This is a genomic window from Pseudomonas sp. NFACC25 (genome assembly GCF_900100935.1).
GTDB lineage: Bacteria > Pseudomonadota > Gammaproteobacteria > Pseudomonadales > Pseudomonadaceae > Aquipseudomonas > Aquipseudomonas marginalis.
The window spans coordinates 265,615-280,644 of the sequence record NZ_FMUC01000002.1; the positions used below are offsets into that span (position 1 = coordinate 265,615).

General features: G+C 61.1%; 11 protein-coding genes. 4 read left to right on the plus strand and 7 right to left on the minus strand.

Annotated elements, in window-relative coordinates; translation table 11 throughout:
* Positions 1 to 6 precede the first annotated feature (6 nt).
* Positions 7 to 819, minus strand: a complete 813-nt coding sequence (locus tag BLQ09_RS05330) for an HDOD domain-containing protein (RefSeq protein ID WP_169898796.1) — start codon at positions 817 to 819, stop codon at positions 7 to 9.
* A 187-nt stretch (positions 820 to 1,006) separates the two neighbouring features.
* Between BLQ09_RS05330 and BLQ09_RS05335 the strand changes: the two genes are divergently transcribed.
* On the plus strand, positions 1,007 to 2,203 hold the full coding sequence (locus BLQ09_RS05335) for a class I SAM-dependent rRNA methyltransferase (RefSeq protein WP_015373227.1): 1,197 nt from the start codon (positions 1,007 to 1,009) through the stop codon (positions 2,201 to 2,203).
* A 188-nt stretch (positions 2,204 to 2,391) separates the two neighbouring features.
* Positions 2,392 to 3,567, plus strand: coding sequence for an MFS transporter (locus BLQ09_RS05340; protein WP_092355710.1), 1,176 nt, complete (start codon positions 2,392 to 2,394; stop codon positions 3,565 to 3,567).
* On the opposite strand, the gene BLQ09_RS05345 is transcribed toward BLQ09_RS05340, so the two are convergent.
* Entirely contained in the window at positions 3,542 to 5,275 is a 1,734-nt protein-coding gene (locus tag BLQ09_RS05345; protein ID WP_092355713.1) for a DUF4153 domain-containing protein, read from the minus strand. The genes BLQ09_RS05340 and BLQ09_RS05345 overlap by 26 nt on opposite strands.
* 277 nt (positions 5,276 to 5,552) lie before the next feature.
* Between BLQ09_RS05345 and ilvD the strand changes: the two genes are divergently transcribed.
* A complete protein-coding gene (gene ilvD / locus BLQ09_RS05350) occupies positions 5,553 to 7,394 on the plus strand; it encodes a dihydroxy-acid dehydratase (RefSeq protein WP_027606118.1) in 1,842 nt (613 codons plus the stop codon).
* Positions 7,395 to 7,457: 63 nt separating this feature from the next.
* Here ilvD and BLQ09_RS05355 read toward each other — a convergent pair whose 3' ends face one another.
* From BLQ09_RS05355 to BLQ09_RS05370, 4 genes are all read right to left on the minus strand, one after another.
* Positions 7,458 to 9,905: a TonB-dependent siderophore receptor gene (locus BLQ09_RS05355; protein WP_092355716.1), complete on the minus strand. Its 2,448-nt coding sequence runs from the start codon at positions 9,903 to 9,905 to the stop codon at positions 7,458 to 7,460.
* A 131-nt stretch (positions 9,906 to 10,036) separates the two neighbouring features.
* A complete protein-coding gene (locus BLQ09_RS05360) occupies positions 10,037 to 10,993 on the minus strand; it encodes a FecR family protein (protein ID WP_092355719.1) in 957 nt (318 codons plus the stop codon).
* Complete coding sequence (locus BLQ09_RS05365; protein ID WP_092355721.1) at positions 10,990 to 11,523, minus strand: RNA polymerase sigma factor; 534 nt, start codon at positions 11,521 to 11,523, stop codon at positions 10,990 to 10,992. Before BLQ09_RS05365 ends, BLQ09_RS05360 begins: the two co-directional genes overlap by 4 nt.
* A 203-nt stretch (positions 11,524 to 11,726) precedes the next feature.
* Complete coding sequence (locus tag BLQ09_RS05370) at positions 11,727 to 12,785, minus strand: HAD family hydrolase (protein ID WP_027606122.1); 1,059 nt, start codon at positions 12,783 to 12,785, stop codon at positions 11,727 to 11,729.
* A 242-nt stretch (positions 12,786 to 13,027) separates the two neighbouring features.
* On the opposite strand from BLQ09_RS05370, the gene BLQ09_RS05375 reads away from it, so the two are divergent.
* A complete protein-coding gene (locus BLQ09_RS05375) occupies positions 13,028 to 14,419 on the plus strand; it encodes an L-cystine transporter (protein ID WP_092355724.1) in 1,392 nt (463 codons plus the stop codon).
* Between the two features lie 78 nt (positions 14,420 to 14,497).
* Here BLQ09_RS05375 and BLQ09_RS05380 read toward each other — a convergent pair whose 3' ends face one another.
* Complete coding sequence (locus BLQ09_RS05380; protein WP_027606124.1) at positions 14,498 to 15,010, minus strand: dihydrofolate reductase; 513 nt, start codon at positions 15,008 to 15,010, stop codon at positions 14,498 to 14,500.
* Positions 15,011 to 15,030 lie beyond the last annotated feature (20 nt).

Below are 15,030 nucleotides of genomic sequence, written 5' to 3' on the forward strand. Positions count from 1 at the left end.
GGGGGATCAGTGCGCGCCCAGTTCGCGGATCGACAACTTCAGGCTTTCGAAGTCGTAGTCCGACAGGCCCACATAGTCCAGCACCAGGTGGCCGATGGCATTCCACTCATGGTCCACCGACTGGTTGCCCAGCACGCGGCAGGACGAGCAGATGTGCTCGGCCATCTTCAGGATCGCCAGCAGGTTTTTCAGCTGCGGATTGCGCGACGTCTCATCGCTGAAGATCGCCAGGGCATTGTGGTGGTTGGCGATGGCGTCGGTCACATGCTCCGGCAGGCGCCAGGACTTGGCGGTGTAGTAGCCGACCACCGCATGGTTGGTGTTGAACGCATTGTTTTCGGTGTCGACCACGCGGCAGTCGGGGCCGGCGTTGGCGTAGGCCTCTTCGAGCACCGTCATGTAGTTGGGGAAACGCTTGAGCATCAGCGGCACGCCGCAGTCGTGGAACAGCCCCAGGGCATAGGCCTCGTCCACCGCCTGGGCGCCGGTGCGCTTGGCCAGGGTGAGGCAGGTCATGGCCACGTCCTGGGCGGTGTCCCAGAAGCGGTTGAGGGTGACGATGGTGTCGTCGCTCATCTCGCCCCTGATCGACAGGGCGTTGATCAGGTTGATGATCGAACGGCTGCCCAGCAGGTTCACCGCGCGCTGGATCGAGGCGATCTTGTTGCTCAGGCCGTAATAGGACGAGTTGACGATCTTCAGCAGCGCGCCGGACAGGCCCGGGTCCTGGGAGATCAACCGCGCGATCACTTCCAGGTCCGGGTCGGGCATGTACTGCTCCATCTGCAAATCCACCATGATTTGCGGCTGGGGCGGCACGCTGATGCCTTGGAGGGCCTGCTGGATCTGTTCGGCGGAAAGCTCTTGGGACATAAGTACACACTCTGGGCTAGGTGGGGATTCTAACCCTTATCAACCCTCGGCTGACACCTCCCCGCACATCCGGCAGCCCGGCCATTTCCTACATAACAAGGTATACTCCCGCTCTTTTTTCCGGAGCGACGTCATGTCCCTGCCAAGCCTGCGTCTCAAAGCCAACGCCGATCGTCGTTTGCGCAACGGCCACCTGTGGGTCTACAGCAACGAAATCGACGTGGCCGCCACCCCTCTGCACGGCTTCCAGGCGGGCGACCAGGCCATCCTGGAAGCGGCCGGCGGCAAGACCCTGGGCATCGTGGCCATGAGCCCGAACAACCTGATCTGCGCACGCCTGCTGTCGCGCGACATCAAGTTGCCACTGGACAAGTCGCTGCTGGTGCACCGCCTGAACGTCGCCCTGTCCCTGCGTGATCGCCTGTTCGACAAGCCGTTCTACCGCCTGGTCTACGGCGATTCCGACCTGCTGCCGGGCCTGGTGGTCGACCGTTTCGGCGATATCCTGGTGGTGCAGATCGCCTCGGCGACCATGGAAGCCCATAAAGACGACGTGATCGCCGCCCTGACCCAAGTGCTCAAGCCGAGCGGCATCCTGTTCAAGAACGACTCCGCCGCGCGCGACGCCGAAGGCCTCAACCGCTACGTCGAAACCGTGTTCGGCCTGGTGCCGGAGTGGGTGGCGCTGGAAGAAAACGGCGTGAAATTCGAAGCCCCGGTGATCCAGGGCCAGAAAACCGGCTGGTTCTACGACCACCGCATGAACCGCGCGCGCCTGGCCCCGTATGCCAAAGGCAAACGCGTACTCGACCTGTACAGCTACATCGGCGGCTGGGGCGTGCAAGCCGCGGCCTTCGGCGCCAGTGAAGTGTTCTGCGTCGATGCCTCGGCCTTCGCCCTCGATGGCGTGGAGCGCAACGCCGCGCTGAATGGCGTCGCCGAGAAGATGACCTGCATCGAAGGCGACGTCTTCGAAGCCCTCAAGGAATTGAAAGCCAGCGAAGAACGCTTCGACGTGATCGTCGCCGACCCACCGGCCTTCATCAAACGCAAGAAAGACATGAAGAACGGCGAAGGCGCCTATCGCCGCCTGAACGAGCAAGCCATGCGCCTGCTCAGCAAGGACGGCATCCTGGTCAGCGCCTCGTGCTCCATGCACCTGCCGGAAGATGACCTGCAGAACATCCTGCTGACCAGCGCCCGCCATCTGGACCGCAATATCCAGATGCTGGAACGTGGCGGCCAGGGCCCGGATCATCCGGTGCATCCGGCGATTGTCGAGACGCGGTATATCAAGAGCATTACGTGCCGGTTGTTGCCAAACAGCTAAAGCCAAGCACAGATAAAAATGTGGGAGTGGGCTTGCCCCCTCCCACATTTGTTTTGTGGTTGCCGTGAAAACTTTTCCTACCCAAGCAAGCCACGTCCATTCAGGAAGTTTCTCTCAACACTTTTGATTGAATTCCACTTTTCGCAGACTAGTATCGGTTTCTGGTTTTACTCCGGAAAACAAAAACAATGTCTGGGCCCACCCTCTCCCGCTTCATCCTCATCACCTGCATCTCACTGATCAGCTTTTTCCCGATCAATATCCTGCTCCCGTCGTTCCCCGCCCTGTCCGCCCGGTTCGACACGCCCAGCGCAGACATCGCGCTGTCCATCAGCCTGTTCACCCTAGTCTTTTCCATCTCCCAACTGCTCGCCGGTCCACTTTCGGATAAATGGGGACGCAAGGAAGTCCTGCTCGGCTGTATCACGCTGTCGATCCTCGGGGCGATAGGCTGCGCCATGGCGCCGGATTACCTGACCTTCCTGCTGTTCCGCACGGTCCAGGCCATGGGCTGCGGCTTCTTCGTATTGGGCCATGCACTGGTGGAAGACCTGTTCGACGAACAGGACCGAGCCCGGGTGCGCCTCTATTACATGACCCTGAGCGGCTCGTTTGTCGCGCTGTCGCCGCTGATCGGCTCCTGGCTGCAAACCACCTTCGACTGGCAAGGGAGCTTCTATGGGTTTGCGCTGATGGCATCGGGCCTGTTGATCCAGGCGCTCTGTATCCTGCCGTCGAAGTCCTCCAGCCCGCACCGCGAACCGGTATCCATCATCGGCACACTCAAGGCCGTGGCGCGCAATCGGGACTTCCTGCGCTATTGGTGGATCGCCGCCCTGGTATTTGCCTGCTACTTCGCCCTGATCAGCGTGACGCCGCTGATTTTCATGGATGCGCTGAAGCTGTCCGAATACCAATATGCGCTGGTGCTGATGGTGTACGGCCTGGCCTACCTGCTCGGCGGCGTTGCTGCCTCGTACCTGCAAAAACGCATGGCGCTGTCCCGGCAAATCAATATCGGTCTTGGCTTGCTGCTCGTCGCAGGCGCGCTGTTAACGCTGATCGTCAGCATTGAAGCCATGACCACTGTGACCTTGTTGATCCCGATGCTGATCAGCGCCCTGGCCGTCACCCTGGTCAGGCCCGCCGCGATTTCCGCAGCAATGCTGTTGTTCTCCAGCAGCGCGGGCACGGCGGCGTCGGCGGGCAATAGCATCATGTTTCTCACTGCCGCTGTCGGCAGCGCGGCACTGGCCCAGGCCGGCGATCATCTATTGATGAGCATCGCCCTCAGTTTTATCGGATTCAGCCTCTGGGGGCTGGTGACCAATCGGCGGACTACGGCTCACGAACCACCGGCGTGAGCAACATGTCACTGGACTGCAACTGCCGGTAACGAGGCTTGACCAACGAGATCTTGCCCTCACGGATATCGTGGATCAGGGTCTCGGTATCCACATAGCCGTCGGGCAGTTGCGTCCATACGAGAGGGCCGCGATCGTCCCATTCGCCCTTATCGTCCAGGACAAAAATGCGCGGCGGCTTGAAGTCATGGCGATAACTGGTGCGGGGTATCGCAAGCACTTCAGGCTGCCCGTCCTGATCGAAGTCCACCGCCCACAACACACAGCCGGGCTCGCACCCAGAGTCAGTGTTCAGGCTGAGCTCGGCAAACTGCTCGCTGCCCTTGGGCTCGGGGCCGATCCATTCCAGCTCGGGCTTGGGCCGGCGGGCACGCTCTTTTTCATACTGTTCACTGAAACTCAGCGAGGTGTCTTCCATCCGCTCACGCAAGGCACGGCGCGATTCCGGGTCCAGAATGCGCTCCTGGTCCAGGTCGACCTGCAACTTGGCATACGCCGCCTCCCCAGCCTTCTCCAGGCCAAAACGCAGGTAGTGCGCGTCAAACGCTTCAGCCTTGGTACGCCCGTCGAGCAAACGCCGGACCTGATCGTCGACGCTCAGGCGCACCGGATCGAGGATCGGCGTGTTGACCAACACCACCAGCCCACAAAACAGCAGCGCCAAGGCCGGGTTGGTAACACGCAGGTTGGCCAGCCAGACCGGCGAACGCAACACCACCGCCCACACGGCCGCCAGGCCATACAAACCACAGAGTAACGCCGCCGCCAGTGCAATGAAGCGCTGTGGCGATAAGGCATATTGCTCGACCCGCAACCAGCTCGAATAAAACGCCAGGGCGGCGAGAACCGGCAGGCACAGCAGGCTCAATTCGATAAACCGCGTTAACCATTTGGGGTACGGTGGAGGTTGAACGCCCTCCTGAAAAACACCATTGAGCAAGAACAGCTGCGCCCCCGCCAGCACCAGCAGAATCGGCGTGGAATAACCCGTCGCCCAAATCCGACCGAGCCCGGTGAACGGCAAGGTCAGGGTAAACAGCAGGCTGATCAGGGCGATCAACGGCAACAACAAGCCACAGGCGCTGAACAGCATGCCGCGCATCTGGCCGATGACTTTCTCGCTGCGCGCCGCCAGGTACATGCCCAAGGCGAACACCAACGGCAAGCTGATGCACAGGAATAGCTGGCTCCAGAAGTGGCGCTCAAAAAATTCGATGCCCAGCATCAGGAACAGTCGGCCCCATAGCTTGAGCAGCAACATGAACACCCCCACCAGGATCAGGGCATACAGCACGATAAATACGCTGTTCCAGGCCTGCTGGAACAGGTCTTCATAACGCCAGCGTTGCCCTTTTTCGGCGGGCCAGGCGAACAGAAACGTGGCACAGACATAGCTCAACACCACCACGCTGATAAACCAGGAATTGATCGCCCAGCGGTTATTGCCGACATGGTCGAGGCCGTAGCAGACCCACAGCGTCATGCCACCCATCAACAGGGTGAATGCCAGCGTAGGCAGCAACGACCGCCACTGTCGGGCTTTTTCCCCCAGCAGTTGCAAGGTGGTACCGCCCACCAACACCACGGTGTAGGTGACAAAAAACACGGTTTCGCTCAAGCGATAGAGCTGATCGGAGTAATAGAAGACGATTCCCTGGATCAGACCGATCAGCAGGTAGAACCCAAGAAAACGATGGATACCGGGCATTCCAATTCCTTTGGAGAGGGGTAGGGGCAAAGGGCCGCCAGTCTAAACAAAGCCAGCGGCCCTGAGTATCCCGTTCCCTCCAGCCGCCAGCGGTGTAGAATCGGCCCTATTCATCGCCAGTCATCCCCCGGCGGGTTTATGAGCTCAAGGCCACTGCGCGCGGCGATCCCGCAGCGTTTGAGGCAACCTCCGGACACACGGCTATTTCTGAGTGCTCCAGACGTCAATAGAAGCTCACTCCCCTGTTTAGTACCTGATTAGCCGCCCGGAGTGCTCCATGCCAGATTACCGCTCGAAAACATCCACCCACGGCCGCAACATGGCCGGCGCCCGCGCACTGTGGCGTGCCACGGGGATGAAAGATGACGACTTCAAGAAGCCGATCATCGCCATTGCCAACTCCTTTACCCAGTTCGTACCCGGCCACGTGCACCTCAAGGACCTGGGCCAACTGGTCGCCCGCGAGATCGAGCGCGCCGGCGGTGTAGCCAAGGAATTCAACACCATCGCCGTGGACGACGGCATCGCCATGGGCCATGACGGCATGCTGTATTCCCTGCCGAGCCGCGAGATCATCGCCGACTCCGTGGAGTACATGGTCAACGCCCACTGCGCCGACGCCATCGTGTGCATCTCGAACTGCGACAAGATCACCCCCGGCATGCTGATGGCCGCCCTGCGCCTGAACATCCCGGTGATCTTCGTCTCCGGCGGCCCGATGGAAGCCGGCAAGACCAAACTCGCCTCCCATGGCCTGGACCTGGTCGACGCCATGGTCATCGCCGCCGATTCCAGCGCTTCTGACGAGAAGGTCGCGGAATACGAGCGCAGCGCCTGCCCGACCTGCGGGTCGTGCTCCGGCATGTTCACCGCCAACTCGATGAACTGCCTGGTCGAAGCCCTCGGCCTGGCATTACCGGGCAACGGTTCGACCCTGGCCACCCACAGCGACCGCGAGCAGCTGTTCCTGCAGGCCGGCCGCACCATCGTCGAGCTGTGCAAGCGCTACTACGGCGAGAACGATGAGTCGGTGTTGCCGCGCAATATCGCCAACTTCAAGGCGTTCGAAAACGCCATGACCCTGGACATCGCCATGGGCGGTTCCACCAACACCATCCTGCACTTGCTGGCTGCGGCCCAGGAAGCCGAGATCGATTTCGACCTGCGCGACATCGACCGCCTGTCCCGCCATGTGCCGCAACTGTGCAAGGTCGCGCCGAACATCCAGAAGTACCACATGGAAGACGTGCACCGCGCCGGCGGGATCTTCTCGATCTTAGGCTCCCTGGCCCGTGGCGGCCTGCTGCACACCGACCTGCCGACCGTGCACAGCAAATCCCTGGCCGAAGGCATCGCCAAGTGGGACATCACCCTGACTGACGACGAAGCCGTGCACACCTTCTTCAAGGCTGGCCCGGCCGGTATCCCGACCCAGACCGCGTTCAGCCAGTCGACCCGTTGGGACACCCTGGACGCCGACCGTGAAAACGGCTGCATCCGCAGTGTCGAGCACGCCTACTCCAAGGAAGGCGGCCTGGCCGTGCTGTACGGCAACATTGCCCTCGACGGCTGCGTGGTGAAAACCGCCGGCGTGGATGAATCCATCCACGTCTTCGAAGGCCGCGCCAAGATCTACGAAAGCCAGGACAGCTCGGTACGCGGCATCCTCGCCGACGAAGTCAAGGAAGGCGACATCGTGATCATCCGCTACGAAGGCCCGAAAGGCGGCCCGGGTATGCAAGAGATGCTCTACCCGACGTCGTACCTGAAGTCCAAGGGCCTGGGCAAAGCCTGCGCCCTGCTCACCGACGGCCGTTTCTCCGGCGGCACCTCGGGCCTGTCCATCGGCCACGCGTCACCTGAAGCCGCTGCCGGCGGTGCGATTGGCCTGGTGCAGGACGGCGACAAGGTCCTGATCGACATTCCGAACCGCTCGATCAACCTGTTGATCAGCGATGAAGAGCTGGCAGCGCGCCGGGTCGAGCAGGACAAGAAAGGTTGGAAGCCGGTGGAGAAGCGTCCGCGCAAAGTCACGACCGCGTTGAAGGCCTATGCCTTGTTGGCGACCAGTGCCGACAAGGGTGCGGTACGTAACAAGGCAATGCTGGATGGGCTGTAAGGGCTAACCGCCACACATGAAAATGCCCCGCCAAATGCGGGGCATTTTTATATCCGGATGTAATCAGAACTGCGGCGTGTAGGTCATCGTAAACATCACATTACGCGGATCACCGTAGTAGTTGCTGCCCCAGTTCGCGTTGTAGGCAGGGATGTAATACTTCTTGTCGAACATGTTGTACAGGTTCGCCGCGACGGTGAACTCCTGGTTGATCTTGTAGGCCACCCGCGAATCCCACAGTGCATTGCCCGGCACACTGAAGGTGCGGTCGTAGGCCACGGTACTGCTTTGCGCGGTCACCCCGGCGCCGACGCTGACTTTATTCCAGTCCCCCGGCAATTGGTAATCGCCCCAGACCTTGAGCAAGTGCTTGGGCGTCCAGGTGCTGAAGACCTTGCCTTCGTAGGTGTCGTCCTTGAGGAATTTGGTGGTGTTGTAGGTGTAACTGGAGACCAGTTGCAAACCCGGCAGCACTTCGCCGCTCAATGTGGCTTCCAAGCCTTGGCTTCGGACCTTGCCCGAGGCGACCGAGCAGTACCAGCCATCGCAGTTCATCGGCCCTTGAAGGTCTTGGACGCCGCGATTTTCCTGATCATAACGGAAGATCGCGAACGAGGTATTCAGACGACCATCCGCCAACTCACCCTTGAGACCCAGCTCGTAGTTCTTGCCCTCGATAGGCTTGAGCAAGGAGCCGGAAGTTGTCCGGTTGGTTTGTGGTTCGAACGCATCGGCGTAACTGGCATAGGCAGACCATTGGTCATTGAGGGCATATACCAGGCCCGCATACGGCGTGACCTTGCCATTCGTCTGAGTGGCGCTTCCGGACGGACTGCCGTACCCCCCCCTGGAACCACTCTGGTCGATGTAGGAATAGTCATACCAACTGGTACGTGCACCAACGATCAAGGTCAGCGGATCGAGCACTTTCACGCGCCAGGTGCCGTAGATGCCTTTCTGACGAATGTCGTACCAGCTCCTCGACGCATTTCCTGCCTGAAACAGCTGGTACTTATCGCGCTGCGGACGGTTGTGGTCGATGTTGAAAATATCGGCGCCAGCCGTCGCCGCACGGGCCCATTGGTCGTCTGTGGTGAGCTTGGAATAGTTGGCGCCCAACACCATCTCCTGTTGGAAACCCAGGCCTTCAAACTCGCCGTTGACATACACATCCGCACCACGACTTTTGGTATTGAAGTCGGTAACCCAGTCCACATAGCGCACGTTACCGGTGTCGCCGGGGTTGGGGATGGCGTCCCACGTCGCTTGGTATGTCGCGTCGTTATGTTCGTCCATCGCCACGAGGGCGGCTTTCACTTTCCAGTCGTCGTTGAAGCGATGCTCGATGTCGGCGAACACCTGGGTCTGGTTGTTGACGGCGCGGTTCCAGCTGGCACCGACGAAGGTGGAGCGTGACAGGCCAATATCGTTGCCGTTGGCGTAACGGGGCAGCGACATGAAGTTGGGGCGTGAATGGCCTTTCTGGTTGCTGATACCAACACCCACGGTGGTGTCAGGCGTGAAGTCGTAGTCCACCGCCCCGTAGACCGTCTGATTCCAGCCGCCGGCATAGTCGACAAAGGAATCGGTGGTGTCGTAATCCGCCACAAAGCGGCCGCGCAACGTGCCTTCGGCGTTCAGCGGCCCCCCCGCATCCACCTGGGTGCCATAGTGATCCCACGAACCGGCCTTGGCGGTGACGGTCACCGTAGGCGCCTGCTGGCCGCGCTTGCGCACCAGGTTCATGGTGCCGCCGGGGCTGTTGGCGCCTTGCAGCAAAGCGGCCGGACCGCGCAAGGTTTCGACGCGGTCGTAGATCGCCATGTTTTCGGTAAGGTAGCTGCCCAGCGCGTAGGTGTTACGCGGGATGCCGACGCCGTCGTATTGCAGGGTGCCGATCTCGAAGCCACGGGAGAAGATGAACATGCCGGGGCCCGGGGATTTGGTCGCGGTCAGGCCGGGCGTGCGCTTGACCACTTCGGAGAGCTTGGTGGTGTTCTGGTCGTCCATCTGCTTGCGGGTCATGACGCTGACCGATTGCGGGATGTCCTTGAGTTTCTGTTCGCCCTTGCCCAGGGTCACTGCGCCGGTGGTGTAGGAGCCGCTGCCTTCGGTGGTGGCGCCCAAGTGTTCGGCGCTGATGGTGGTGGCGCCGACTTCGATGGCGGAGCCTGTGTCCATGCGCTTTTCCAGGGTCACGGTGTCCGCGTTGATAAACGCCGCACTCAGCCCGGTACCGCCGAGCAGTTGCCCCAAGGCTTCGCGCTGGCCGAGGCTGCCTTTGACACCCGGCGACAGCACGCCCTGGGTCAACTCACCCGACACCAGCACCTGAACTCGCGTCACCGCGGAAAACGCCGCCAGCGCACCGTCCAGGCTTTGCCCTGCAATATCGAAACGGTAGGTCTGGGCCTGGGTGGTGTCGGCGGCCTGCAAATACAGCGGCGCAGTGCCACAGGCCATGGAAATGGCCAGTGCCAACAAGGACCGTGCGGCGAATCGATGTGCCATGGATGGTGCTCCCCGGTGCAAAAAGTCTGTGATCGGCGCCGCACTACTTGAGAGTGCTTACTATTTACGCCTCAGTGATCAAGGACGAGTGCCTGGGGAGAAACCCTGAAAGTTTTTTCAAAAAGTTGCGATTACGATGCCTTGCCTTCGCGCAACACCAGTAAATATGGGGTGTAGTGCTCGGCACGCAGGTTAAGGGTGTACTCCAGCGCTTTGATCACGGCTTCGGGTTTGTCGATTTCAAACACACCCGACACCACGCGGTTGCGCAGCGCATCACCGAGCACCAGAGTCTTGCCGGGCCAATAGCGATTCAACTCGCTCACCACTTCCGACAGCGGCTGCTGGCGGAACACCAGTTGCCGTTGGCGCCAGGCAAAGCCGCTGGCCGGGTCGAAAGCATGCACCTCGGCCAGGCGCTGGCCTTGATATTCCACGGCCCGCCCTGGCTCCAGGTACACCGGTTCACCGCTGCCGGCACTGACCTGCACCTTGCCCTGCGCCACCTGCACCCGCGTCTGCGCATCGCGCCGCGCAACGCTGAACTGCGTCCCGACCACCTTCACCCAGCCGTCGCCGGACTGCACCACGAACGGCCGTGTCGAATCCTTGGTGACGTCGAAAAAGCCTTCGCCACGCAGCAAACGGATTTGCCGTTCGCCCCCGCTCAAGCGGATCTGCACCGCGCTGTCGGTGTTGAGTTGCAGGTGCGAGCCGTCGGCCAGTTCGATGCTGCGCGACTCGCCGGTGCCGGTGGCGTAGTCCGCGCGCAGGCGATCGAGCCATGGCGTGTTCTGCACGGTAAGCCCCACGGCCAGCAACACCGCCGCAGCACACGCGCAACGCTGCCAGGCTCGCGCCGGTTTGCGCCAGGCGGCCTGTTCGGCGCGGCGAATCACCCGCGCAGGTTCGCGCAGTCCACCGAGCATCGCCTGCACTTCCTGCCAGGCGTCATCCTGGGCCGGGCCTTGCCCCAGCCAGGCGGCAAAGGCGTCCATGTCGGCCGGCGTCACGTCCTCGGCCTGCAGGCGGAAATACCAGCCGGACGCTTCGTCAAACAACACGTCGGCAGTGGAGGTGGCGGTCATGAGCGACGTCCTTGTTCATCGCAGGCAAGCCGCGTCTTGATGTACGCGCGGCATTCAATCAAGGCGCGACGCAGTTGGTATTCCACACTGCGTGCCGTGATCGACAGGCGTTCGCCAATCTCGCGGTAGGAAAGTTCGTCGACATGATAAAGCAGGAAGATCTGCCGAGTCGCTGGGGGCAACGCCAGGATCGCATCCTGCATCAGTTGTTCCTGTTGGTAGGCGGCTAATTGCTCGTCGGCACCCGGATTGCTGCACGGCAGCTCTTCGCTGGGCTCGCCCGCGTCCAGGCGCTCACGGCGGATGGCCTGGCGCTGGTGATCGCGCACCAGGTTGCTGGCGATGGTGAAGAGGAAGGCTGGAAGGTTGTCGATCTTTTCGCCGCAGTCCATGCGAGCCAGGCGCAGGAACGACTCCTGAGTCAGGTCGGCGGCCACCTGGGCGCTGCCGGTGCGGCGAGTGACGAAGGCTTCGAGGGCTTTCTTCTGCTCCGCGAACAGGCGCGCGATCTGCGAATTCCAGGAGGGCACAGCACTACCTTGAGAAGAACGGAGGGTTCAGGAAGTGCGCACGCTAGCAGAGGATGAGATTTGTTCGCAATTGATATCTATTTTAGGCTGGATTTTGTAGTGCCCTTGAGTCCGCCATCGGGGGCAAGCCCCCTCCCACCTTTTGATGTGTGAACACATTAAAAGGTGGGAGCTGGCTTGCCTGGGATGCAGGCGACCCGGTGTTACTGAATCTCGTCAGGCTTGACGATCACCCAGTTCTTGTCCGCCGTCACCGGCAAGCCTTCCTTGGCTTGCGCCGCGGCATGCTTGGCGATCATGCCGTTGAGTTGGGTCATGTATTTGTCCTTGCGGTTGATCCACAGGTGGATGCCGCCCTTGGCCACGTCCACATCGTGGAACAGCATGTAACCGTCGCTGGTCGGCGTATCGCCGCCGACGATCACCGGTTTTTTCCATTCATCGATGTAGGTGAGGATCGCCGCGTGCTTGCCGGCCATCCAGGTGGCAGGGGTCCACAGGTAGGGGGTCAGCTCCAGGCCGAGGTTGGCTTTTTCGTCGTATTTACCGGCGGCGATCTGTTTACGTGCGGTGGTCAGTTCGCCCGTGTTGCGGTCCTTGAGCAAGGTCGTTACGCCAATGACATTCTCGGGTTTGACGTTGTAGCCGTACTTCGGATCGGCGGCGACCATGCGCACCAGCTCTTCCGACGCGGCTGTCATCACGTACACCTCGATGCCGTTTTCCATCAGCTTGTTGTACAGCTCGGCCTGGCCGGTGAAGACCTTCGGCGGCTGTACCTCGGACTGCTTGACCACGTCGCCTTCGAAATAGCTGACCGGCACCGGTTTGCCGGAGGCCATCAGTTCATCCACCTGGACCTTGAGTTCCTTGAGGGTGAAGCCGGAAAACACCTGCGCAACCCACGGGTAGCAGACCATGTCGTCGACTTCGCAAAGGCGGTAGTAGTAACTGAACAGACTTTCTTTATGGTCGGCGGTGTCTTTGAACGGCATCAGCTTGAGCGACGGGTCGAGGCTGTCGCGGGTGATCAGGCCCTTGTTTTCCATGTAGGGCAGCAGGGATTCTTCGAGGTCGTAGCGGTAGCTGGTGTTGTCCATGTCGAACACCGCGAAGTTACCCTTGTTGGCGTTGGCGGCGATCATCTCGTTCAGTTGTTTGGCGGCGGGTGCCGGCCAGTGTTTCAACTCGGTGGCGGCGAACGCCTGGCTGGCGAGTCCGAGGCAGAATGCGGCGGCTAGTAATTTCGGCGCGAGCTTCATAGGCGTTGTCTCCCTGAGTGAAAGACATGGACGCTAACAAATCCCTGTGACAGTTCCCAACGCGAGCACGACGGTATGCGTCCTGATTCCGTCACGGGCATACGCCGGAGCGTCAGCAGCTTATTCCAAAAACGACAGTCGCCATTCCATATCGGTATTAAATCAATATATTTCAAGCTGTTAGGATTTCCGGTTCGCAATCGCAGGCTCACGCGATTGGCTGCCTTCTCAACGGAGCTTCAATGAATCTGCCCCTGATTCTCAACTTGCTGGTGTTCGTGGCCCTGTTGCTGGGCCTGGCACAAACCCGTCGCACCCACTGGAGCCTCGCCAAGAAGGTTCTGTTCGCCCTGGTCCTCGGTGTAGCGTTCGGTACGGCCTTGCACGCCATTTACGGCGACGGCAACCCCGTGCTCAAAGCCTCCATTGGCTGGTTCGACCTGGTCGGCAACGGCTACGTGCAACTGTTGCAAATGATCGTGATCCCGCTGGTATTCGCCTCGATCCTCAGTGCCGTGGCGCGCCTGCATAACGCATCGTCCCTGGGCAAGATCAGCTTCCTGACCATCGGTACGCTGCTGTTCACCACCGCGATTGCAGCGCTGATCGGTATCGGCCTGACCAACCTGTTCGGCCTCACCGCCGAAGGCCTGGTGGCCGGCACCCAGGAAATGGCACGCCTGCAAGTGATCCAGAGCGATTACGCCGGCAAGGTCGCCGACCTGAATATCCCGCAGTTGCTGCTCTCGTTCGTGCCGGCCAACCCGTTCGCCGACCTGGCCCGGGCCAAGCCGACGTCGATCATCAGCGTGGTGATTTTCGCCGCCTTCCTTGGGGTTGCCGCGCTGCAACTGCTCAAGGATGACGTGGAAAAAGGCCAGAAGGTGCTCAACGCCATCGACACCCTGCAAGCCTGGGTGATGCGCCTGGTGCGCCTGGTGATGAAGCTGACCCCGTACGGTGTGCTGGCGCTGATGACCAAGGTCGTCGCCGGTTCCAACCTGCAGGACATCATCAAGCTCGGCAGTTTTGTGGTGGTGTCGTACCTGGCCCTGGGCCTGATGTTTGTGGTGCACGGCCTGTTGCTGTCCCTGGCCGGGATCAACCCGCTGCGCCTCTTCCGCAAAGTCTGGCCGGTGCTGACCTTTGCCTTCACCAGCCGCTCCAGCGCGGCGGCCATCCCGCTGAGCATTGAGGCGCAGACCCGCCGCCTGGGTATCCCGCACTCCATCGCCGGCTTCGCCGCCTCATTTGGCGCGACCATCGGCCAGAACGGCTGCGCCGGCCTCTACCCTGCCATGTTGGCGGTGATGGTGGCGCCGACCGTGGGCATAAACCCGCTGGACCCGCTGTGGATCGCGACCCTGGTGGCGATTGTGACCCTGAGTTCGGCCGGTGTGGCGGGCGTGGGCGGCGGCGCGACCTTTGCCGCGTTGATCGTGCTCCCGGCCATGGGGTTGCCGGTGTCACTGGTGGCGCTGCTGATTTCCGTGGAGCCGCTGATCGACATGGGCCGTACGGCGCTGAACGTGAATGGTTCGATGACGGCGGGGGCAATTACCAGCCAGATCATGGGGCAGACGGATAAAGCGTTGTTGGATGCGGATGAGCATGCGGAGTTAGCGCAGGCCTGATAGGCCGCCATCGGGGGCAAGCCCCCTCCCACAGTTGGAATGCACTTCAATGTGGGAGGGGGCTTGCCCCCGATGCTTTTAGGCTTTTTCCCAGACTTCGAAGTTGTAAGCCGGCTTATCACCTTCGGCTGGGTTCGGCAGATTGGAAACCAACTTCCACTGGCTCGCATCAAACGCCGGAAACCACGCATCCCCTTCCGGGCTCAGCGCCACGCGTGTCAGGTACAGGCGATCCGCCTGTTCCAGCCCCTGCGCATACAACTGCGCACCGCCGATCAGCATCAGCTCATCCGCGCCCTGCTCCAGCGCCCAGGCTTCAGCCCGCGCCACGGCGGCATCGAGTGACGGAAAAACTTCCGCACCTTCCAGCGCCAGGTCGGTCTGACGGCTGACCACAATGTTCAAGCGCCCCGGCAGCGGTCGGCCCAGGGAGTCCCAGGTCTTGCGCCCCATGATGATCGGCTTGCCGAGCGTGGTGGCCTTGAAGTATTTGAAATCCCCCGGCAAATGCCAGGGCATGCTGTTGTCGACGCCGATCACGCGGTTTTCACCGAGGGCTGCGATCAGGCTTAAAGGGAGAGTTTTTTTCATGGCGACGAGAATACCAGAGC

Excerpts from the sequence above, each read along its gene's own strand:
- BLQ09_RS05335 (WP_015373227.1), top strand. The coding sequence starts at position 1,007 with ATGTCCCTGCCAAGCCTGCGTCTCAAAGCCAACGCCGATCGTCGTTTG.
- BLQ09_RS05340 (WP_092355710.1), top strand. The coding sequence starts at position 2,392 with ATGTCTGGGCCCACCCTCTCCCGCTTCATCCTCATCACCTGCATCTCA.
- BLQ09_RS05345 (WP_092355713.1), bottom strand. The coding sequence starts at position 5,275 with ATGCCCGGTATCCATCGTTTTCTTGGGTTCTACCTGCTGATCGGTCTG.
- ilvD (WP_027606118.1), top strand. The coding sequence starts at position 5,553 with ATGCCAGATTACCGCTCGAAAACATCCACCCACGGCCGCAACATGGCC.
- BLQ09_RS05355 (WP_092355716.1), bottom strand. The coding sequence starts at position 9,905 with ATGGCACATCGATTCGCCGCACGGTCCTTGTTGGCACTGGCCATTTCC.
- BLQ09_RS05360 (WP_092355719.1), bottom strand. The coding sequence starts at position 10,993 with ATGACCGCCACCTCCACTGCCGACGTGTTGTTTGACGAAGCGTCCGGC.
- BLQ09_RS05370 (WP_027606122.1), bottom strand. The coding sequence starts at position 12,785 with ATGAAGCTCGCGCCGAAATTACTAGCCGCCGCATTCTGCCTCGGACTC.
- BLQ09_RS05375 (WP_092355724.1), top strand. The coding sequence starts at position 13,028 with ATGAATCTGCCCCTGATTCTCAACTTGCTGGTGTTCGTGGCCCTGTTG.
- BLQ09_RS05380 (WP_027606124.1), bottom strand. The coding sequence starts at position 15,010 with ATGAAAAAAACTCTCCCTTTAAGCCTGATCGCAGCCCTCGGTGAAAAC.